This is a genomic window from Cellulosimicrobium sp. BMG9.22, from assembly GCF_059159975.1.
In genome coordinates this window covers 1-19,916 of sequence record NZ_JBZGBY010000017.1, presented here as the reverse complement: position 1 = coordinate 19,916, position 19,916 = coordinate 1, and the positions used below count along the sequence as shown (strand labels likewise).

Genomic DNA, 19,916 nt, shown 5'->3' with positions numbered 1-19,916 from the left:
GTCGCCACGCCGTCCACGGCGCACCATGGGTGGGTGCTACGCGCCCTCCTCCTCGAAAACCTGCACCCCCTCGCCGCCTCGAACCTCGAGGCCTCCGGGATCGACGTCACCGTCCGCACCGGCGCCCTCGACGAGTCCGAGCTCATCGAGGCGCTCGACGGCGTCCACCTGCTCGGCATCCGGTCCAAGACGAACGTCACCGCGAACGTGCTCGAGAACGCCCCCGACCTGGTGGCGCTCGGCGCGTTCTGCATCGGCACCAACCAGATCGACCTGCGGTCCGCCGCGGCCCAGGGCGTGGCCGTCTTCAACGCGCCGTTCCAGAACACGCGCTCGGTGGTCGAGATCGCGCTCGCGGAGATCATCGCGCTGACGCGCCGCCTGACCGAGCGCGACAAGGCCCTGCACGAGGGCCGGTGGGACAAGTCCGCGGAGGGTGCGCACGAGGTGCGCGGCCGCACGCTGGGCATCGTCGGCTACGGCAACATCGGCACCCAGCTCTCCGTCGTCGCCGAGAACCTCGGCATGTCGGTGGTCTTCTACGACACGGCCGAGAAGCTCGCGCTCGGCAACGCGCGCCGCATGGACACGCTCGACGAGCTGCTCGAGCAGGCCGACGTCGTGACGCTGCACGTCGACGGGCGCGAGGGGAACGCCGGGTTGTTCGGCGCGAAGCAGCTCGCCCGCATGCGCTCGGGCGCGATCTTCCTCAACCTCTCGCGCGGCTTCGTCGTCGACTACGGCGCCCTGCGCGAGGCGATCGTGGCCGGCCACGTCTCCGGCGCTGCCGTCGACGTCTTCCCGCACGAGCCGAAGCGCAAGGGCGACGCGTTCGACTCCGAGCTCCGCGGCCTGCCGAACGTCATCCTCACGCCGCACATCGGCGGGTCGACGGAGGAGGCCCAGGAGGCCATCGGGCAGTTCGTCTCGGCGAAGCTGCGCGACTACCTGACCACCGGCTCGACGACGCTGAGCGTCAACCTGCCGAACCTCGCGCTCGAGCAGACCACCGGGATCACGCGCATCACGCACCTGCACCGCAACACGCCGGGTGTGCTCGCCGCGGTCAACGCGACCCTCGCGGAGCACGGCACCAACATCGAGGGCCAGCTCCTCGCGACCCGCGGCGAGCTCGGCTACGTCGTCACGGACGTCGGCTCGCGCGTCGAGCCCGCCGTCATCGAGGCCCTCGCGGGCATGGACCAGACGATCGCGCTGCGCGTCCTCGACTGACGGGCCCTGACGCACGTCGTCCGGCCCCCCGAGCGGGGAGCCGGACGACGGAACGGTCCGTGCGGCGGGTCAGCCGGACTTGCGGCGGAACGTGCGCTGGACGGGCCCGACGGTCTCCGAGCCGTGCACCGAACCGGTGTTCGTCTCGCCGTCCGCCGTCCGGTGCTGCGCCGCCTTCTTGCGGTCGAGCGCCTCACGGAACTTCGCCTTGGCCTCGTCGGTCGGTGCAGTGTCTGCAGCAGGTTGCTGCGCGTCGGACGCCATGGGCGGGCTCCTCGTCGGTGGGGGATGTGGACGGGCCCGACCAGGCGGGCCCACGGCCAGGGTCTCGCACCGCTCCCGGCAGCGCCACCTGATTTCGCCGGTGGCGCAGCCGCCGCCACGTGCCGGGTCCGGTAGCGTCGAGGCCGTGCCGTCCACGCCGTCCCCGACCGCCCACGTGCCGATCCCGCACCGGCCGCTCGGTCGCGGCGGCCTGACGCTCCCGGCCCTCTCCCTGGGGCTCTGGCAGAACTTCGGCGACGCCGACCCTGCCGCCACCCAGCGTGAGATCGTCCTGCACGCCGTGGGCCGCGGCGTGACCCACCTGGACCTCGCGAACAACTACGGCCCGCCCGGGGGCGCGGCCGAGGAGTCGCTGGGCAGGCTGCTCGCCCGCGAGCTGCGGCCCGTGCGCGACGAGCTCGTCGTGACGACCAAGGCGGGCTACCGCATGGGACCCGGCCCGTACGGCGAGGGCGGCTCGCGCAAGTACCTGCTCTCCTCCCTCGACGCCTCGCTGCGACGGCTCGGTCTCGACCACGTCGACATCTTCTACAGCCACCGGTTCGACCCCACGACGCCGCTCACCGAGACCGTCGGCGCTCTCGCGACGGCGGTGCGCTCCGGTCGGGCCCGGTACGCCGGCATCTCGTCGTACTCGGCGAGCCGGACGAGGGAGGCGCTCGACGTCGCCGCACGCCTCGGCGTCGACCTCGTCGTGACCCAGGTCTCGTACTCGATGCTCAACCGCTGGATCGAGGAACCGGACCCGGCGGACGCGGCCGGGCGGAGCCTGCTGGACGTGGCCGGCGAGACCGGCACCGGTGTCGTCGCCTTCTCACCGCTCGCGCAGGGGATGCTCACCGACCGGTATCTCGGCGGTGTGCCCGAGACCTCGCGCGCCGCGCGCGGCGGACCGCTCCGGCGCGAGTTCCTGCGCGAGGAGAACCTCGCGCACGTCCGCCGGCTCGACCGGCTCGCCCGCGCGAACGGGAGGTCGCTCGCCCAGACGGCCGTGGCATGGGCGTTGCGCGACGAGCGCGTGACGTCCGTGCTCCTCGGCGCGAGCTCGACCCAGCAGCTCGACGAGAACCTCGCGGCGCTCGAGGTTCCTCCGCTGACCGCGGAGGAGCTCGGCGCGGTCAGGGCGATCCCCGCGGACAGCGGCATCAACATCTGGGCCGCCCGGTCGAGCGACCTGTAGGCGGCGTGGTCAGCGCGCGGACGCCGCTTCCTCGACGTGGTCGTCGGGACCGGGGCCCTCCCCGCCGGGACCTTCGCCGCCGGGACCTTCGCCGTCGGGACCTTCGCCGTCGAGGGCGTCGCCCGACCCGGACGCCGCACGCCGACGCTCGGCCCGCTCGACCCGCAGCGAGGTGATCGCGCTCTCGAAGTCCTCGAGGGAGTCGAACGCCTGGTAGACGCTCGCGAACCGGAGGTAGGCGACCTCGTCGAGCTCGCGCAGCGGGCCCAGGATCGCGAGACCGATCTCGTACGCGTCGAGCTCTGCGCTCCCGCTCGCGCGGATCGTCTCCTCGACCCTCTGCGCCAGGACCGCGAGATCGTCCTCGTTGACCGGGCGACCCTGGCACGCCTTGCGGACGCCGTTGACGATCTTCTCCCGCGAGAACGGCTCGGTGACACCCGATCTCTTGACGACGGACAGGCTCGCGGTCTCGATCGTCGTGAACCGGCGGTTGCACGCCGGGCACTGGCGCCGGCGACGGATCGACGCGCCGTCGTCGGAGGTGCGCGAGTCGACGACTCGGGAGTCCGCGTGGCGGCAGAACGGGCAGTGCATGGGCGGGCTCCTCCGCGGGATCACGCCGGCGCCGTCGGCGTCGGCGCGTCGAACGTAAGCCGTCGCGGTGCGCGCGTGCAACACGCGGAACGGAAGGGGCTGACCGCGGGCGGCAGCAGAACGGGGGCGGTCGATTCCGACCGCCCCCGTCGGGACGCCCCCGTCCCCATCTCGCGCGTGTCTCGCCTCACGCGCGTCGACGTGCGCAGGAGTCGCGGTGGACCGCGTGCTCCTCGCCTCTCGCCCAGCCCCCCGGCCCGGCGTGTGAGGTGATACTAACTTAGGTCACCCTAATCGTCTCCGCAACCCCCCGAGCCCCACTCGCCGCCAGCGCGAGACGTGTCCTCGGTCACATCCGGCGCGCAGGGGCGGCGAGCAGCCCGACCCGCGTCATGCGCCATCGACCGGCAGGAGCACCCGCTGACCCACCTGGAGCCCTGCCGACGGGAGCTCGTTCAGCTCGACGAGGCCGCCGACGACGTCGCGGAGATCCTCGCCCGGGTCGGCGACGGCGGCGGCGAGACCCCACAGGGACTCGCCCGCGGACACCACGTGGACCCGCACCTCGACGGGTTCACCGGGCGCACCCGCCACCGCGGAACCGACCCGGGCGGCGAGCAGGGCGACCAGCGCGACGAGCACGACGAGCACCACCCGCCCTCGGCGCGTGAGGCGAAGCCGACCGCCGGGCGCCCGACGGCTCTCGCGCGAGACGGCCGGCCCGGACGCCGGCAGCGTGATCGTGCTCATGTCTTCTCCGTCCCGGCTCGTGGGGCGGATCGCCTTCCCCGGTCGATCCGCCCCGCGAGCCCCGTCGTGCGTCCGCCGACGAGGCGTCGGTCGAACACGTGTACGTCGAACATCTGTACGAAGGTCTATCACGAACGGCCGACGGAGTCGAGACATGCTCGAACAGATGTTTGATTCGTGTCGCGCTCTCCCCTAGCCTGGGGTCAGGTCGGTTCGCCGGACATGTCCACACCTGGACGCTCCGGCACGGCCGAACCCGGGGCGCTCGTCCCGGGTGAGGGTGGCCGGGAGCCCGCAGTCGAGCTCCGCGGCCAGCGACGGACGAGGGCGGAGCGGACCATGGCGGGACGAGGCACGGACAGCGCACGGGGGCTCGCCGAGGTGCGTGAGCTCCCGGACGGCTCGGCGGGGGGCGACGGGCTGACGCCGCGCCAGCGCCTCGTGCTCGAGACGATCAGGGCGTGCGTCGAGCAGCGCGGCTATCCGCCCAGCATGCGCGAGATCGGCGAGGCGGTCGGCCTGACGAGCCCCTCGTCGGTCAAGCACCAGCTCATGACGCTCGAGCGCAAGGGGTACCTGCGCCGGGACCCGAACCGGCCCCGGGCCATCGAGGTCGTCCAGCCCGACGACTCCCGCCGCGCCACCGCGCTCCCCGGCACGTCCTCCCCGCCGGAGTACGACGAGGCGCACCCGGCCCCGTCGTACGTGCCCGTCGTCGGACGGATCGCCGCAGGCGGTCCCATCCTCGCCGAGCAGCTGGTCGAGGACGTCTTCCCGCTGCCCCGCCAGCTGGTCGGCGAGGGCGAGCTGTTCCTCCTGCGCGTGCAGGGCGACTCGATGATCGACGCCGCGATCTGCGACGGCGACTGGGTGGTCGTGCGTCGGCAGCCGGTCGCCGAGAACGGCGAGATCGTCGCGGCGATGATCGACGGTGAGGCGACGGTCAAGAGCCTGCGCCGCGCCGACGGGCACGTCTGGCTCATGCCGCGCAACGCCGCGTACGACCCGATCCCCGGCGACGACGCGCAGGTGCTCGGGCGCGTCGTCTCGGTGCTGCGCAGCCTCTGACCACGACGAGGGCCGGGTGGCCGACTACGGCTACCGGGCCCTCGGTGGGCTCAGCCCGCGGCGCTCAGAGTCCGAAGCGCCGGGCGACGCTCCTCAGCGAGTCGGCCGACGCGCGCAGGCCCGCGAGCTCGTCGTCGGAGAGCGGCACCTCGATGCGCTCGACCGCACCGCGCCGGTCGACGAGGGTCGGCAGCGACAGGCACACGTCGTCGATGCCGTAGTCGCCCTCGAGCAGCGACGAGACCGGCAGGAGGCGGTGCTCGTCACCGAGCACCGCCTCGATGATGCGCGTCCCGGCGAGCCCGACGGCGTAGTTCGTCGCACCCTTGCCCTCGATGATGCGGTAGGCCGAGTGGACGACCTCGTGCGCGATCTGCTCACGCACGTCCGCCGTGAGCGGCGTCTTGCCGCCGAGCCCGGGCCAGTCGAGGAGCGGTGTCCCGCCGATCGTGGCGGAGCTCCACAGGGGGATCTCGGTGTCCCCGTGCTCCCCCGCGATGTAGGCGTGGACGTTCTGGACCGCGACGCCGCAGTGCTGGGCGACGAGGAAGCGCAGCCGTGACGAGTCGAGCACCGTCCCGCTGCCGAACAGCTGCTGCGGTGGGAGACCGGAGACCTTGAGCGCCGCGTAGGTGACGATGTCGACCGGGTTCGTCACCATGACGTAGGTCGCGTGGGGGGCGACCTCGACGAGTCCCGGCAGGATCGTGCGCACGAGCCCGATCGTCGCCTCGGCGAGATCCAGGCGCGACTGGCCGGGCTTCTGCTTGGCACCCGCCGTCACCACGACGACGTCCGCGTCCGCGCAGACCGCGACGTCGTCCGAACCCTCGACGTGGGCCATCGGCATGAACTGGATGCCGTGCTGGAGGTCGAGGACCTCGGCCTCCACCTTGGCGCGGTTGACGTCGAGCAGTGCGACCGTCCGTGCCGCACCGCGCATGAGCGCCGCGTAGGCGAGGGTGGACCCGACCGCTCCGGCTCCCACGATCGCGAGCTTGGTGGTGCGCGCGCCGCCCGCCGCGCGCGCGGTCGGTCCGGTGGCCTGCGAGGACGTGCTCGTGGTCATGTCGTCTCCGTGTCGTGGCTGGTCGTCGCTGGTCGTCGCTGAGGCGTTCAGCCTAGGGCGACGAGACGCTGGAGCGCAGCGGTGGCGACGTCACGGTCGGTCGTCTGCCAGAAGCCGGGCATCGAGCGGGTGAGGAACGTGCCGTAGCGTGCGGTGACCAGTCGCGGGTCGAGCACCGCGACGACGCCGCGGTCCTGGGTCGAGCGCACGAGCCGCCCGGCACCCTGCGCGAGCAGCAGCGCCGCGTGCGTGGCGGAGACCTGCATGAACCCGTTGCCGCCCGAGGCCTCCACGGCTCGGGCGCGCGCGGACTTCACCGGGTCGTCCGGACGGGGGAACGGGATCCGGTCGATGAGGACGAGCTGGCAGGACGGTCCCGGCACGTCGACCCCCTGCCACAGCGACAGCGTGCCGAAGAGGCACGTCGCCGGGTCGGCGGCGAACTCCTTGACGAGCGTCGGGAGCTGGTCGTCGCCCTGGCACAGGATCGGCACGTCGAGGCGCTCGCGCATCGCCTCGGCCGCCGCGACCGCGGCACGCCGCGACGAGAACAGCCCGAGCGTGCGACCTCCCGCGGCCTCGACGAGCGCGGCGATCTCGTCGAGCTGGTGCTCCGTCGCCGCGTCGCGCCCCGGGGTCGGCAGGTGCTTCGCGACGTAGAGGATGCCCTGGCGCGCGTAGTCGAACGGGCTGCCGACGTCGAGGCCGCGCCACCGCGGCGCGTCCTCGTTCTCGCCGTCGGCCCCGCCGCCGAGCCCGAACGTCCGCGCGACGGGGTCGAACGTCCCGCCGAGCGCGAGCGTGGCCGAGGTGAACACGCCCGTGCGTTCCGCGAGCAGATGCGTGCGGATCAGCCCTGCGACGCCGAGGGGCGCGGCGTGCAGGCGGCTCGCGCCCTCCCCGAACCGGTCGGCCGACCACCCGCCCTCGCCGGGGCGGGAGCACCACAGCACGTCGTGGCCCGTGGGGTCGGCGGCCATGCGCTCGGCGACCTCGAAGAGCTGGAGCATCGTCGACTGCGCCATCTTGAGACCGGTGTCGGGTTGTGCGGGCTTCGTGACGCCCGTCTCGGGCTTGAGCGACGACAGCACCTCGCGCGCCGCGTCGCGCACGGCGGCCACGGCCGTGCGAGCGTCCTCCGGCAGCCCGTCCGGGAACCGCTCGGCCGGCAGCGCGCCGACGACCGTCCCGAACGCCGCCGACGCCGCGTCGAGCGCGTCGGTCTGCACGCCGGCGTGCCGGCGAGCGAGCCGGGCGGCGCTCTCGATCGCGGGCACGGACAGGTCCACGGTCGCCGCCGCGGTCACGCGGTCGGCCAGCTCGTGCGCCTCGTCGACGACGAGCACGTCGTGCTCGGGCAGGACGCCGGGCGAACCCATCGCCGCGATGCCCAGCATCGCGTGGTTCGTGACGACGACGTCGGCCTCGCGCGCCGTGGCCCGCGCGCGCTCGGGGAAGCACTCCGCGAGCAGCGGGCACCGCTGGCCGAGACACTCGAGGGCCGTGACGGACACCTGTCGCCAGGCCTTGTCGCTCACGCCGGGCACGAGGTCGTCGCGGTCCCCCGTCGGCGTCTCGTCGGCCCACTCCCGCAGGCGCACGACCTGCTCGCCGAGCGCCGCCGCACTCGTCCCGCCCCGGGCGGCCGGGTGGTCTGCGGCACCCGCGGACTCGCCGGGCAGGTCGAACAGCGTGGGCTCGTCGACCGGGTAGCCGCCCGCGATCTTGTGCACGCAGAGGTAGTTGTGCCAGCCCTTGAGCAGCGCGATCGACGCAGGGCGCGGGAGACGGTCGGCGATGGCGTCCGCGACGAGCGGGAGGTCGCGCGTGATCACCTGGCGCTGGAGCGCGAGGGTCGCCGTCGAGACGACGACGCGCTCGTCCGTCGCGACCGCGTGCCGCACGGCCGGGACCAGGTAGCCGAGCGACTTTCCCGTGCCGGTGCCCGCCTGGACGACCAGGTGCTCGGTGCCCTCGATCGCCGCGGTGACGGCAGCGGCCATCGCGTGCTGCCCGTCGCGTCGTGCGCCACCGAGCCGCTCGACCGCGAGGTCGAGGAGCGCGTCGACCTCGGGCACCGGCGCCGCGGCCGGTGCCGTCTCGCCGACCTGTCCGGCGTCGTCCGCAAGGTCGGCGTGGTCCACGACGGGTCGGGCGGAGGCACGGGAGGGGGGCACCCACCGAGTCTACGGTCGCGCACCGACGCGCCGTCGGCCCCCTGTGGACGCCGGCCCACGAGGGCACGCGCGGATCGACCCCGGGTCGGTGTGCCGGCCCGGGGTCGTCCTGTGCGTGCGTCAGACTCCGGCCGCGGCTCCCGTGAGCTCGGCCGCGAGCGCCTCGGCGACACGACCCCGCAGGAGCGTGCCCTCCGGCGTGTGCTCCTCGTGGTCGATCTCACCCTCGGTGTGCACGCGGTGCACCAGGTCGCCACGGTGGTAGGGCACGACGAGGTCGATCGTGACGTCGGGGCGCGGCAGCTCGAGCGCGATGAGCTCGCGCAGCGCCGCGATCCCCTCGCCCGTGTGCGCCGAGACGACGACGGTCCGCCGCTCGCGCCGACGGATCCGGGCGATCGTCTCGGGGTCCGCGACGTCGGCCTTGTTGAGGACGATCACCTCCGGCACCTCCTCGACGCCCGGGATGTCGGCGAGCACGTGGCGCACCGCGGCGATCTGACCTTCGGGGTCCGGGTGCGACGCGTCGACGACGTGCAGGAGCAGGTCGGACTGCCCGACCTCCTCGAGCGTCGAGCGGAACGCCTCGACGAGCTGGTGCGGGAGCGCGCGGACGAAGCCGACGGTGTCAGCGAGCGTGTAGACGCGCCCGTCCTCGGTGCGCGTGCGGCGCACGGTCGGGTCGAGCGTCGCGAACAGCGCGTTCTCGACGAGGACGCCCGCACCCGTGATCGCGTTGAGCAGGCTCGACTTGCCGGCGTTGGTGTACCCGGCGATCGCGACGGCGGGGACGGCGTGCCGCTTGCGCGACGCGCGCTTCGTCTCGCGACCCGGAGCCATGGCCTGGATCTCACGGCGGAGCTTGGCCATGCGGTTGCGGATGCGCCGCCGGTCGAGCTCGATCTTCGTCTCACCAGGACCGCGCGAGCCCATGCCCGCGCCGGCGCCGCCGACCTGGCCACCGGCCTGGCGGGACATCGACTCGCCCCAGCCGCGCAGGCGCGGCAGGAGGTATTCGAGCTGGGCCAGCTCGACCTGGGCCTTGCCCTCTCGCGACTTCGCGTGCTGGGCGAAGATGTCGAGGATCAGCGCGGTCCGGTCGATGACCTTGACCTTGACGATGTCCTCGAGAGAACGCCGCTGCGAGGGCGCGAGCTCGCCGTCGATGACGACCGTGTCCGCGCCCGTCGCCGCGACGACGTCGGCGAGCTCCACGGCCTTGCCGGACCCGAGATAGGTCCCCGGGTCGGGCTTCGCCCGCCGCTGGATGATGCCGTCGAGCACCTGGGAGCCCGCCGTCTCGGCGAGCGCCGCGAGCTCGCGCAGGGAGATCTCCGCCTCCTCCGCGGACGACGGCGCGCCGTCCTCGCGCGGGTCGGAGCCCGGGCTCCACAGCCCGACGAGCACGACCTTCTCGAGGCGCAGCTGCCGGTACTCGACCTCCGTGACGTCCTGGAGCTCGGTGGACAGGCCCGCGACACGCCGCAGCGCGCTGCGCTCCGCGAGCTCGAGCTGCTCGCCGTCGTGCTCCGCGTGGACCGTGCCGCCCTCGGCGCGCGCCGTCCCGGCCCGAGCGAGCACCCGTGCCACGACGTCGCTCGCGATGTCCCGCGTCACGCCGGTCGGCTCGTCCTGAGCCGCGGTGGGGTTCGCTGGGGTCTGGGTCATGTGCCGCCTTCCGTCGGTGCCAGGCGCTCGTGCGCCCGGTGGTAGAACAAGCGTGGCACGGGAAATCGTCCCGGAGCCACCGGATTCCACGGGTGCCGCGTAGGATCACCCGTCGTGACCGACGAGCACGACCACTACTTCACGGCGCAGCCGGCGTCCGCCGCCGAGCGGCGCACGATCTCCGTGCGCCTCGCGGGACGCGACGTCGAGGTCGAGGTCGCCCCCGGCGTCTTCTCCGCCGGGCGGCTCGACCTGGGCACGCAGGTGCTGCTCCGCACGGTCCCGCCGCTCGACGACGTGCTCGCCGCGCGCGACGACGACGCACCCGCGCACGTGCTCGACCTGGGCTGCGGGTGGGGGCCGGTGGCCCTGACGATGGCGGACCAGGCCCCGGACGTGACGGTCTGGGCCGTCGACGTCAACGAGCGCGCGCTCGACCTCGTGCGCCGCAACGCCGAGCGCCTCGGGCTGACCAACGTCCGTGCGGTCACGCCGCACGAGGTGCCCGACGACGTCGCGTTCGCCGCGATCTGGTCGAACCCTCCGATCCGGGTCGGCAAGGATGCCCTGCACGCGATGCTCCTGCACTGGCTCCCGCGCCTCGCGCCGGGCGCGGTCGCGCACCTGGTGGTGCAGCGCAACCTCGGCTCGGACTCGCTCCAGCGCTGGCTCGCCGAGCACCTGCAGCCCGGCCTTCCCGGCGCGAGCGTCGAGCGGGCCGCGAGCGCCAAGGGCTTCCGCGTGCTCGAGGTCCGCGCCCCGGCCTGAACCGCACCGGCCCCCACCGCACCGGCCGCCCGCGACCGCCGTCAGACGGAGGCCTGCGCGTCCTGGTCGCTCGCCGTCCCGGCGTCGCTCGACGCCGAGGCGGTCTCCTCCTCCTGCGCCGGCGCCACGGGCACGTCCTCGGAGGAGGCCGTCGGGGACACCTCCTCACCCGCGTCGCCGGCGCTCAGGACGACCGGCTCGACGGGCGCGACGAGCGCGGCGAGGTCGACCTCGCCGGAGTGCACGAGCTCGGCCGGACCGGCGAGCTCGACGCGGTCGCCCTCGAGCGCCCGCACGCGGACGGTCCCGCCCGGGACGTCGACGAGCCACGTGTCGGGCGCGTCCGGGCCGCCCCAGACGCGCACCGCGAGCGCCGCCGCGCACGCACCCGTCCCGCACGACGGCGTCTCCCCCACCCCGCGCTCGTGCACGCGCATCCGCACGCGCCCGACGACCGTGCCGTCGTCGGCGGTGGTCTCCCCCAGCGGGACGACGAGCTCGACGTTCGTCCCGTGCACCGGGTGCGGCTCGACGACCGGGGGCGCCGTGAGGTCGGCGCGCTCGAGGACGTCCTCGCGCGCGACGGCGAGGACGGTGTGCGGGTTGCCGAGGTCGACGCTCAGCGCGGGGCGCGGGACGTCCCAGCCCCGGACGACGACGGTCGCGTCGTACCCGTCGTGCAGCGCCGGGCGGCCGCCCGGCAGGAACCACGGGCCCATGTCGACGGCGAACCAGCCGTCCGCCTCCTTGCGCACGCGCTTCACGCCCGCGCGCGTGCCGACCGGGACCTCGGTGCCGCCCGCGAAGCTCACGAGGCCCAGGCGCTCGGCGAACGCGGCGAACACCCGCACCCCGTTGCCGCACATCTCGGCGACCGAGCCGTCGGCGTTGCGGTAGTCCATGAACCAGATGGCGTGGGGGTCCTCGGCGAGCACGTCGCGCGACTCGGGCACGAGCGCGGTCGGGACGAGCCGGATGACGCCGTCGCCACCGATGCCGCCACGACGGTCCGCGAGAGCGCGCACGAGCTCCGGCGTGAGGTCGAGCTCGCCCTTCGTGTCGGCGAGCAGGACGAAGTCGTTGCGGGTGCCGTGGCCCTTGATGAACCGGGTGCGCGTCATGAGCCCAGACTACGGCGGACGCGCGCCCTCGTGTCCGCTTCGTCCCGCTCGTTCGGCGGCGGCGGACCTGCCGCCCCTGCCGCGTCGGCGGCGCGCACGGCGGCGAGCGCGTCGGCCAGGAGGGTCGGCGACTGCGCGTCGAACCAGTGCACGCGCGGGTCGCGCCCGAACCACCCCATCTGCTTGCGCGCGAGGCGGCGCGTGTTCGCGGTCACGGCCTCGCGCGCCGTCCGCTCGTCGCTCTCGCCGTGCAGGTACGCGAGCACCTCGGCGTACCCGACGGCGCGGCGCGCCGTGCGACCCATGCCTGCCGCCGCCAGCCGGCGCACCTCGTCGACGAGCCCGTGCGACCACATCCGCTCGACGCGCCCGGCGACCCGTGCGTCGAGGACCGCGCGGTCGCAGTCGAGCCCCACCTGGACCGTGGGGCGCACGTAGACCTCGCGCGGCAGGTTCGCGCTGAACGGCTCGCCGGTGATCTCCATGACCTCGAGCGCGCGCACGATCCGGCGTGCGTTGGACGGTCCGATGCTCGCCGCGGCCACCGGGTCGCGCCGCGCGAGCTCGTCGTGGAGCGCGCGTGAGCCCTCGGCCTCGGCGCGCGCCTCGAGCGCCGCACGCACGTCGGGGTCGGTCCCCGGGAAGCGCAGGTCGTCGAGCAGCGCGCGCACGTACAGCCCCGAGCCACCGACCACGACGGCGCGGGCGCCCCGCGCGGCGATCTCGTCCAGCGCGCCACGAGCCTGCTCCTGGTAGCGCGCGACCGACGCGTCCTCGACCGGGTCCAGCACGTCGAGCAGGTGGTGGCGCACCTTGCGGCGCTCGGCCTCGGGAACCTTGGCGGTGCCGACGTCCATGCCGCGGTAGAGCTGGTACGCGTCGGCGTTGACGATCTCGGCCGGAGCGCCGGGCAGCGACAGGCGCTCGGCGAGGTCGAGCGCGAGGTCGGACTTTCCGGTCGCCGTCGGCCCGACGACGGCGACGACGACGCGACGTCCGTCCGTGGGCCGGTCGCCCGTGGCGGTTCCTGATGAGGACAGGCGCGCGGGAGCGCGGACGGTCGGGTCGTGCTCGGGTTTCACCCGCGCAACGGTACCGTCCGGCCCTGCCGACGCCGCGGGGTGTCGGTGGCGTTGCATAGGGTGTCCGTGCGCGTCGGGGCACGGGCCCGGGCGCGCGCCGCCCGACCGACACGCAGACGACAAGGACTCGAGCCATGGGTTTCTTCACCAAGCCGGACGACGCCCCGACGACGCAGAACGCGCCTCTGTCGCGCGAGCGGATCCAGGCGTTCCTTACGAGCCGCGACTGGCGGTTCTTCGTGGACTCCGACGGCGACCTCGGAGGCAACTGGGACGGCAAGGTGTTCTTCTTCTTCCTCATGGGCGAGAAGGAGGAGATCCTGCAGGTCCGCGGCCGCTGGAACCGCACGCTCCCCGCCGCGGCGGAGGCGCAGGTCGCGCTCGTCGCCAACGAGTTCAACCGCGACAAGATCTGGCCCAAGGTCTACGGCCGCGTGGAGGGCGACGAGCTCGCGGTGTACACCGAGGTCGCCACCGACCTGGAGTTCGGCGTCGCCGACGACCAGCTCGGCCAGCTGGTCGAGTGCGGCCTGTTCACGGGCCTGCAGTTCTTCGACCTGCTCGACGAGCGGTTCCCGGACACGGCCGCCCAGGCCGTCGCCGACGGCGCCGGTGTCGACACCGGCGCCGGCACCGACGTCGACCCGCGGTGAGCGCGGCGCACGAGCCGAGCCTGGACACCGGTCGTAGCGCGGCGGGAACCGACGTCGCCGGTGCGAGTGCCGCGTTCCAGGTCGACCTGCGGGGCGTCGTCGACCTCCTCGCGCGGCACCTGTACTCGAGCCCCCGCGTCTACCTCCGCGAGCTGCTGCAGAACGGCGTCGACGCCATCACGGCACGCGCCGCGCTCGGGGGCGCGCCGGCGCCTGCCCGGATCGTCCTGCGTCCGCTCACGGGCGGTGGCCTCGAGGTCCGCGACACGGGCGTCGGCCTGACGAGGGACGAGGCGCGCGAGCTCCTCGCGACGATCGGCAGGAGCTCCAAGCGGGACGTCGAGCTCGGCACCGGGCGCGAGGAGTTCCTCGGCCAGTTCGGCATCGGCCTGCTCTCGGCGTTCATGGTCGCCGACGAGATCGAGCTCGTCTCGCGCTCGGCCCGTGTCGACGCCGAGGGGCGGCCCGCCGCACCGGTGCGCTGGCGCGGACGCGCCGACGGACGGTACGAGCTCGTCGAGCTGGCGCCCGACGACCCTGCGGCACCCGTGGAGGCGGGCAGCGTCGTGCGGCTGCTCCCCCGGCGCGACACCGAGCACTGGCTCGGCCCGGAGACCGTCGTCGCGCTCGCGCAGGACTTCGGGTCGCTCCTGCCGGTGGAGGTGCTGGTCGAGACACGTCTCGACGACACGTCGGGCGTCGGCGAGCCCGATGTCGCGCTGCGCCGCCTCAGCGGCGAGGAGCTGCCGTGGCGCGCGACCCACCCGACGCCCGCAGCGCGCGACGCCGCGCTCTCGACCTACGGCGAGCGCACGCTCGGTTTCACGCCGCTCGCGCGCATCGACCTCGACCTGCCCCTGGCGGGACTGTCCGGGGTCGCCTACGTGCTGCCGGTCGCGGTCGCGCCGACGACGACGGCCCGGCACCGCGTGTACCTCAAGCGCATGCTGCTCGGCAGCGCCGTCGACGACCTGCTGCCCCCGTGGGCGTTCTTCGTGCGGTGCGTGCTCGACGCGTCGGTGCTGCGCCCGACCGCGTCGCGCGAGGGCCTGTACGAGGACGAGGTCCTGCTCGCGACGCGGGACGCTCTCGGCGCCCAGGTGCGCCGGTGGCTGCTGGAGACCCTGGCGACCGACTCGGTCCTGTCGCGACGCTTCCTCGAGACCCATCACCTCGCTGTGCGCGCGCTCGCCCTCACCGACGACGAGATGCTCGACGTCGCCGCACGCGTGCTGCCGTTCGAGACCACGGCCGGGACGGGGACGCTCGCCGACCTGGCGCGTGCCCACCCGGACGGGCGGCTGCTGTTCACGACCAGCGTCGAGGAGTTCCGGCGCATCGCCCCGGTCGCGGCCGCGCAAGGCCTGCCCGTCGTCAACGGCGGCTACGTCTACGACGCCGACCTGCTGGCCCGGGTCGCCGCACGGTTCCCCGGGTGGCGGCTCGTCCCCGCGACGTCCGACGACGTCGCGCACGTCCTCGACGAGGTCGAGCCCCTGCGCGAGCTCGAGGTCGCGGACGCGCTCGCCTCGCTCGGGGACGCGCTCGCCGACCAGGACTGCGACGTCGCGCTGCGGCGGTTCGAGCCCGGTGCGCTGCCGGCGATGCTCCTCCACGACCGCGACGGCGACCACGCGCGCGAGGCGGCTCGCATCGCCGAGACCGACGACCTGTGGGGCGGGATCGTCGCGGGGCTCAGCGCACCGGCCCGCGCGCGGCAGCTCGTGCTCAACGACGCGAACGACACCGTCCGGGCGCTCCTCGCGTCACCCGAGGACGACGTGCGCGGCGCCGGCGTGCGTTCGCTGTACGTGACCGCCCTGCTCGCGTCGGGCAAGGCGCTGCAGGCCGCCGAGGCGGACGTCATGAACGCCTCGCTCACGCTGCTGCTCGCGCGAGCCCTCGGTCCGCGCGCCGTCGGCCCCGCCGAGGTCCGGGAGCGCGGTGCGGCCGCCGAACACCCCGATCAGGACACCGACGAGGAGATCTCATGACCCGGTCCGTGGACCAGGCGAACGCCGCGCTCTACGACGTCCGGCGGATGCCCTACGGCCTCGCCCGCTCCACGGCCGCGGCCGCCGAGGTGGAGCGCATCGAGGCCGAGGGCCCGCACGACGCTCGCGCGTACGCGCTGTTCGTCCTCGTCGAGTCGTACGTCTGGGGTGGCGAGGTCGCCAAGGCGTACCTGCCGTTCACCAAGATGCTGCGCTGGTGGGACGAGCACCCGGAGCACTTCGACGCCGACGACGCGCACTCCCTGTTCTGGTCGTTCAAGTGGATGGTCGGGCACCTCATGGAGTTCCCGGACGTCCCGGCGAGCCAGATCGAGCGCACCCTCGACGACATGGCGCACCGCTACGCCCTCGCGGGGAACGGGACGAACGCGGTCGCCCTCGAACGGTTCGAGTGGGCCCGCGAGCGCGGCACGGACGACGTCGAGGACGCCTACCTCGCGTGGGTCGCGACCCCCCGTGACGAGTACTCGCAGTGCGAGGCGTGCGAGCCCGGCGACCGGGCGGCGTACCTCTTCGAGACGGGCCGCCACGGCGAGGGCATCCGACTGCTGGAACGGGTGCTCGAGGGCTCGCCGTCGTGCGCCACCGAGCCGGGCGACATGCTGTCCCACCTCCAGCTCGCGTACCTCGACGCAGGGAACCCCGGGGCCGCGGCACGCACGCACCGACGTGGGCTGCGCCACCTCGACAACGGCGTGGCCATGACCGGGCCGAAGGGCCGGCACCTCGAGTTCCTCGCCCGCACCGGCAACGCGGACCGCGTCCTGCGCCTCCTCGTCGAGCACCAGTCGTTCCTCCTCGAGGCGGACTCGCCCGGCGAGCGGCTGGGCTTCCTCACGAGCGTCGGCGTCGCGACACGGACGCTGCGGCCCGACCACGGAGAGGCGCCGCTGCGCCTCCGTAAGGTGCCCGCGTCCACGCTCGCCGAGCTCGACGACTGGGTGCGGCGCGAGGCGCTCGCCCTCGCCCGCGCGTTCGACGTGCGCAACGGGACCGACGCGGCGTCCGCGCGGCTCGCAGCGGCGTGGGACCGCTCCGGCGCGGTCGTGCCCCTCGACCTGTCGGTGCTGGGCCCCGAGCGGACCGCGGAGGGCACCGCGCCGACGGCCACGGCGGAGGCGGACGGCTCCACGTTAGCGGCGGTCTCGGCCCAGGCGACGGCCGGTCCGACGAGCACGGAGCCGGACGACGCCGAGGGTCTGCTCGCCCTCGCGGACGACGTCGCGGCGGCCGACCCGGTCCGAGCGGCGCGGCTCCTGCGCCGAGCGTCCGCGCTCCTCGAGGCGGACGGGCACCTCGACCGGGCGGGCTTCGCGCTCGCCGAGGCCGCGCAGATCGCCGCGGCGGAAGGGGACGACGCCGGGGCGGCGCCCGCGTTCGTGCGGGCGATCGCGCTCGCACGAGCCGGCGGCGTCCCGGCCCGCTACGTCGGCCCCGTGGTCCGGGCGCTCGCCCGGGTGGCGGCCGGTCGCGGCGACGTCGAGGCGGCTCTCGCCCAGGTCGACCGCACGCTCACCGACCTGGACGCAGCCGACGGGTCCGACGAGGTCGAGCGCGCCGCCGACCTCGTCGAGCGTGACGCGGCCGCACAGGCCCGGGAACGGCGCGAGCTGCGCGACACCCGGGCCCGGCTGCTCGCGACGGCCGGCGACCTCGACGAGGCCGCCACGCTCGCCGAGGCGGTGGCCGAGGAGTTCGCGCGAGCGGGAGAGGTTCGCGACGCGGCGCACGCGTTCTGGCTCGCGGGACGCTCACGCCGGGAGCAGGGCGACGAAGCGGCCGCGGTCGACCTGCTCGAGTCGGCGATGGAGGGATTCGCGATCGCGCACGACCAGCCCCTGCGCGCGACGGTCGCGAACGACCTGGTCGCGGCGTTGCGCACGCTCGGGCGGGACCAGGAGGCGGGGACCGTCGCGGCGGCCCTCAGCGACTGACGGTCGCGGCCGGCGTGGACGACGGGGTGCGGTGCGTGAAGCGCCGCACCTCGTACGTCCGCTCGTCGTACTCCCCGGTCCACACGTCCGCGTGGACGTCCCACGCCGGGTCGACCACCCCCTCGAGCACCGCGGTCACCGCGCTCGACCGCGGGTCCTCGACGACGACGACGCGCGCACCCCGACGACGCAGCTCCTCGCCCAGCGCACGGCAGCGCTCGCGGGAGGACCCCGTGCGGCTCGGGCCGTCCGTGTCGTCGTCGGCAGCGCGGGCGCCGACCTCGACGACGTCGACGGGTCCCGCCCACCCCGCGGCGGACAGTGCCAGCAGGGCGACCGACGCTGCCAGGCCGGCGACGCGCGGCGCGTCGGTCAGGGTCTGCCGGCGCCAGGAGTCGTCGATGCGCGTGGCGGGCACGCCTGCCGCGGCGAGGGAAGCGCGCGCGGGTCCCCGCACGACGTCACGGACGGCGTCGTGCCCCATCGCCACGACGACCACCTGCGGGGCGTCGACGACGAGCTCGCGCAGCGCCGCGAGCACCGCCTCCCGGACGTCGCGCAGCACCACGGCCCGCCCCGCTGCTCCGGGGGCGAGGAGCGGGCTGCCGGGCAGGACGACGGCGCGGACGGTCACGGCCCCACCGTAGCCGCCGAACGCCGTCGTACCGTCCCGCACCGTCCCCGTCCCCGTCCCCGGACGGTCACCGCCGGTTGCCGCAGCGGGCCTGCGATGCGACGTCCGCTGCGGTGCACGAGTACGGTGGGACGGTGAGGTTCTTCGGAGCGCGGGACGACGACCGGCGGGAGGGCGAGTCGGGCGGGTCCCGGGACGCCGCTGCGTCCGGGCAGGGTGCAGGGCTCGAGGACGACGCCCTGCGCTCGCAGGTCGAGGACCTCCTCGCACGCGAGCTCGGACAGGTCGTGACCAGCGAGCGTCGCGCTCCCACGCGCCTCACGCTCGACCGGGTCGTCGAGTGGATCACCGACAGCGGCTACAGCTACTTCGTCGACTCCGACGGCGACGTCGGCGGCCTGTGGCACGGCCGCCTCTTCTACTTCCTCCTCTTCGGCAACAGCGACGAGATCCTCCAGGTGCGCGGTCAGTGGAACCGCGACCTCGCGATCGAGCGGCTGGAGGAGATCCTCGAGTTCTGCAACGAGTGGAACGCCGACCGCATCTGGCCCAAGACGTACACCCGGGTGCGGGACAACGGGATGATCCAGGTCTTCACCGAGGTCACCGTCGATCTCGAGCACGGCGTGACCGACGACCAGCTCGACCAGCTGCTCCAGTGCGGTCTGAGCACGGGGTCGATGTTCTTCGACGCCCTCGACGAGTACTACCCCGACCCGGCGAGGCTGGCGCCATGACGCAGACCCGCACCGGCTGGTTCTCCCGCCTGTTCGGCAACCGCCGCCCGAAGCCGCCGGAGTCGCTGCCCCGCGACGAGGAGCTGCCACGCCCCCTGTCCATGGCACGCATCGGCGACCACCTCACGCGCCGCGGGTACCACTTCCGGGTCGACGACGACGGCGACATCACCGGGACGTGGGACGGGCACCGCTTCTGGTTCCTGCTGCTCGGCGACCGCTCCGAGATCCTGCAGGTCCGGGGCCGCTGGACGACGTCGCTGCCGCTCGAGGTACGCCTCGTGGTGCTCCAGGCCGTCAACGACTGGAACCGCGAGCGGATCTGGCCGAAGGTCTACGTGCGCGAGGAGGGTGGCAGTCTCGCGGTGTACGCGGAGGTCTCCGTCGACCTCGAGCACGGCGCTACCGACGCCCAGCTCGCGCAGACGATCTCCTGCGGCCTCGGCACGGCCGTCCAGCTCTTCCACGCCGTCGGCGCCCAGCTCCCGCCGGGGATCCTCGACGGCTGACGCCGCTTCGAGCGGAGCGTTGGTCGGGTCCGCGGGCGCTGCGCCGTCCGTGCTCGGGCTCGTCGGGCGCTCGTGGTCAAGTCCGCGGGCGCTGCGCCGTCGGTGCTCGGGCTGGCCGGGCGCCTGTGGTCGGGTCCGCGGGCGCTGCGCCGTCGGTGCTCGGGCTGGCCGCGCCGTCACCCTGGTCTGTCGGCCGTCAGTTCACGAGCGCGGCCTCTCCGCCCTTCGCATCCGACGGCGCACACCCGCTCGCCCTTCGGCCTACCACGGTCCCGCCCGGTTCCGCGCCTGCCGAGGTCCGTTTTCCGGCCCACAGCAGTCAGTCGCGTCGTCGGTGGCGCCGTCGGCCGGCCACGCGCCGAGGGTGACGGGCCTACGCGGCTGAGCCGGGGGGTGGGCGGAGGGGCGGCCGTGCCGGGTCGTGGCGGGTCTGGCC

At 74.3% G+C, this 19,916-nt stretch carries 17 protein-coding genes and 1 pseudogene; 9 read left to right on the top strand and 9 right to left on the bottom strand.

The features are described from left to right. Window positions 1-33: 33 nt before the first annotated feature. Entirely contained in the window at window positions 34-1,233 is a 1,200-nt protein-coding gene (gene serA / locus AC4H2H_RS12475; RefSeq protein ID WP_494371130.1) for a phosphoglycerate dehydrogenase, read from the top strand. A gap of 69 nt (window positions 1,234-1,302) precedes the next feature. Here serA and AC4H2H_RS12470 read toward each other — a convergent pair whose 3' ends face one another. Continuing rightward, a complete protein-coding gene (locus AC4H2H_RS12470; protein WP_494371129.1) occupies window positions 1,303-1,497 on the bottom strand; it encodes a DUF5302 domain-containing protein in 195 nt (64 codons plus the stop codon). A gap of 145 nt (window positions 1,498-1,642) precedes the next feature. Here AC4H2H_RS12470 and AC4H2H_RS12465 point away from each other — a divergent pair, with 145 nt between their 5' ends. Continuing rightward, window positions 1,643-2,698, top strand: coding sequence for an aldo/keto reductase (locus AC4H2H_RS12465; protein WP_494371128.1), 1,056 nt, complete (start codon window positions 1,643-1,645; stop codon window positions 2,696-2,698). Between the two features lie 9 nt (window positions 2,699-2,707). Here the strand turns inward: AC4H2H_RS12465 and nrdR are convergent, their stop codons facing one another. Together nrdR and AC4H2H_RS12455 are read right to left on the bottom strand one after the other, a co-directional pair. Then, window positions 2,708-3,295 (bottom strand): transcriptional regulator NrdR, encoded by a 588-nt coding sequence (gene nrdR / locus AC4H2H_RS12460; RefSeq protein WP_494371127.1) that lies wholly within the window; start codon window positions 3,293-3,295, stop codon window positions 2,708-2,710. Between the two features lie 390 nt (window positions 3,296-3,685). Beyond that, window positions 3,686-4,045, bottom strand: a complete 360-nt coding sequence (locus AC4H2H_RS12455) for a LysM peptidoglycan-binding domain-containing protein (RefSeq protein ID WP_494371126.1) — start codon at window positions 4,043-4,045, stop codon at window positions 3,686-3,688. 339 nt (window positions 4,046-4,384) lie between these two features. On the opposite strand from AC4H2H_RS12455, the gene lexA reads away from it, so the two are divergent. Next, entirely contained in the window at window positions 4,385-5,113 is a 729-nt protein-coding gene (gene lexA / locus AC4H2H_RS12450) for a transcriptional repressor LexA (protein WP_494371125.1), read from the top strand. Between the two features lie 64 nt (window positions 5,114-5,177). On the opposite strand, the gene AC4H2H_RS12445 is transcribed toward lexA, so the two are convergent. The 3 genes from AC4H2H_RS12445 to hflX all read right to left on the bottom strand — a co-directional run bounded on the left by AC4H2H_RS12445 (window position 5,178) and on the right by hflX (window position 10,027). Next, window positions 5,178-6,182, bottom strand: a complete 1,005-nt coding sequence (locus AC4H2H_RS12445) for an L-lactate dehydrogenase (protein ID WP_494371124.1) — start codon at window positions 6,180-6,182, stop codon at window positions 5,178-5,180. A gap of 47 nt (window positions 6,183-6,229) precedes the next feature. Then, on the bottom strand, window positions 6,230-8,326 hold the full coding sequence (locus AC4H2H_RS12440) for an ATP-dependent DNA helicase (protein ID WP_494371189.1): 2,097 nt from the start codon (window positions 8,324-8,326) through the stop codon (window positions 6,230-6,232). Window positions 8,327-8,479: 153 nt separating this feature from the next. Next, complete coding sequence (gene hflX, locus AC4H2H_RS12435; protein WP_494371123.1) at window positions 8,480-10,027, bottom strand: GTPase HflX; 1,548 nt, start codon at window positions 10,025-10,027, stop codon at window positions 8,480-8,482. A 114-nt stretch (window positions 10,028-10,141) separates the two neighbouring features. Between hflX and AC4H2H_RS12430 the strand changes: the two genes are divergently transcribed. After that, complete coding sequence (locus tag AC4H2H_RS12430; RefSeq protein ID WP_494371122.1) at window positions 10,142-10,795, top strand: class I SAM-dependent methyltransferase; 654 nt, start codon at window positions 10,142-10,144, stop codon at window positions 10,793-10,795. Between the two features lie 221 nt (window positions 10,796-11,016). On the opposite strand, the pseudogene dapF reads toward AC4H2H_RS12430, so the two are convergent. After that, window positions 11,017-11,916, bottom strand: a pseudogene (gene dapF, locus AC4H2H_RS12425) (diaminopimelate epimerase); the annotation flags it as partial. Further along, entirely contained in the window at window positions 11,913-12,998 is a 1,086-nt protein-coding gene (gene miaA, locus AC4H2H_RS12420; protein ID WP_494371121.1) for a tRNA (adenosine(37)-N6)-dimethylallyltransferase MiaA, read from the bottom strand. The gene miaA and the pseudogene dapF, both read right to left, overlap by 4 nt. A gap of 134 nt (window positions 12,999-13,132) precedes the next feature. Between miaA and AC4H2H_RS12415 the strand changes: the two genes are divergently transcribed. The 3 genes from AC4H2H_RS12415 to AC4H2H_RS12405 are packed head-to-tail and all read left to right on the top strand — an operon-like array spanning window position 13,133 to window position 17,600. After that, window positions 13,133-13,651 (top strand): type III secretion system chaperone family protein, encoded by a 519-nt coding sequence (locus tag AC4H2H_RS12415; RefSeq protein WP_494371120.1) that lies wholly within the window; start codon window positions 13,133-13,135, stop codon window positions 13,649-13,651. Further along, window positions 13,648-15,645 (top strand): HSP90 family protein, encoded by a 1,998-nt coding sequence (locus tag AC4H2H_RS12410; protein WP_494371119.1) that lies wholly within the window; start codon window positions 13,648-13,650, stop codon window positions 15,643-15,645. The genes AC4H2H_RS12415 and AC4H2H_RS12410 overlap by 4 nt, the downstream gene beginning before the upstream one ends. Next, the gene (locus AC4H2H_RS12405) at window positions 15,642-17,600 is read left to right on the top strand and encodes a hypothetical protein (protein WP_494371118.1); all 1,959 of its coding nucleotides are present in this window, start codon (window positions 15,642-15,644) and stop codon (window positions 17,598-17,600) included. Before AC4H2H_RS12410 ends, AC4H2H_RS12405 begins: the two co-directional genes overlap by 4 nt. Here AC4H2H_RS12405 and AC4H2H_RS12400 read toward each other — a convergent pair. Then, window positions 17,590-18,234, bottom strand: coding sequence for a hypothetical protein (locus AC4H2H_RS12400; RefSeq protein ID WP_494371117.1), 645 nt, complete (start codon window positions 18,232-18,234; stop codon window positions 17,590-17,592). The two genes, AC4H2H_RS12405 and AC4H2H_RS12400, sit on opposite strands and share 11 nt — an antisense overlap. Window positions 18,235-18,368: 134 nt before the next feature. On the opposite strand from AC4H2H_RS12400, the gene AC4H2H_RS12395 reads away from it, so the two are divergent. Next, entirely contained in the window at window positions 18,369-18,971 is a 603-nt protein-coding gene (locus AC4H2H_RS12395; RefSeq protein WP_494371116.1) for a type III secretion system chaperone family protein, read from the top strand. Further along, the gene (locus AC4H2H_RS12390; RefSeq protein WP_494371115.1) at window positions 18,968-19,480 is read left to right on the top strand and encodes a type III secretion system chaperone family protein; all 513 of its coding nucleotides are present in this window, start codon (window positions 18,968-18,970) and stop codon (window positions 19,478-19,480) included. The genes AC4H2H_RS12395 and AC4H2H_RS12390 overlap by 4 nt, the downstream gene beginning before the upstream one ends. Window positions 19,481-19,916: the final 436 nt, after the last annotated feature.

Excerpts from the sequence above, each read along its gene's own strand:
- AC4H2H_RS12470 (WP_494371129.1), bottom strand. The coding sequence starts at position 1,497 with ATGGCGTCCGACGCGCAGCAACCTGCTGCAGACACTGCACCGACCGAC.
- nrdR (WP_494371127.1), bottom strand. The coding sequence starts at position 3,295 with ATGCACTGCCCGTTCTGCCGCCACGCGGACTCCCGAGTCGTCGACTCG.
- AC4H2H_RS12455 (WP_494371126.1), bottom strand. The coding sequence starts at position 4,045 with ATGAGCACGATCACGCTGCCGGCGTCCGGGCCGGCCGTCTCGCGCGAG.
- lexA (WP_494371125.1), top strand. The coding sequence starts at position 4,385 with ATGGCGGGACGAGGCACGGACAGCGCACGGGGGCTCGCCGAGGTGCGT.
- AC4H2H_RS12445 (WP_494371124.1), bottom strand. The coding sequence starts at position 6,182 with ATGACCACGAGCACGTCCTCGCAGGCCACCGGACCGACCGCGCGCGCG.
- hflX (WP_494371123.1), bottom strand. The coding sequence starts at position 10,027 with ATGACCCAGACCCCAGCGAACCCCACCGCGGCTCAGGACGAGCCGACC.
- AC4H2H_RS12415 (WP_494371120.1), top strand. The coding sequence starts at position 13,133 with ATGGGTTTCTTCACCAAGCCGGACGACGCCCCGACGACGCAGAACGCG.
- AC4H2H_RS12405 (WP_494371118.1), top strand. The coding sequence starts at position 15,642 with ATGACCCGGTCCGTGGACCAGGCGAACGCCGCGCTCTACGACGTCCGG.
- AC4H2H_RS12390 (WP_494371115.1), top strand. The coding sequence starts at position 18,968 with ATGACGCAGACCCGCACCGGCTGGTTCTCCCGCCTGTTCGGCAACCGC.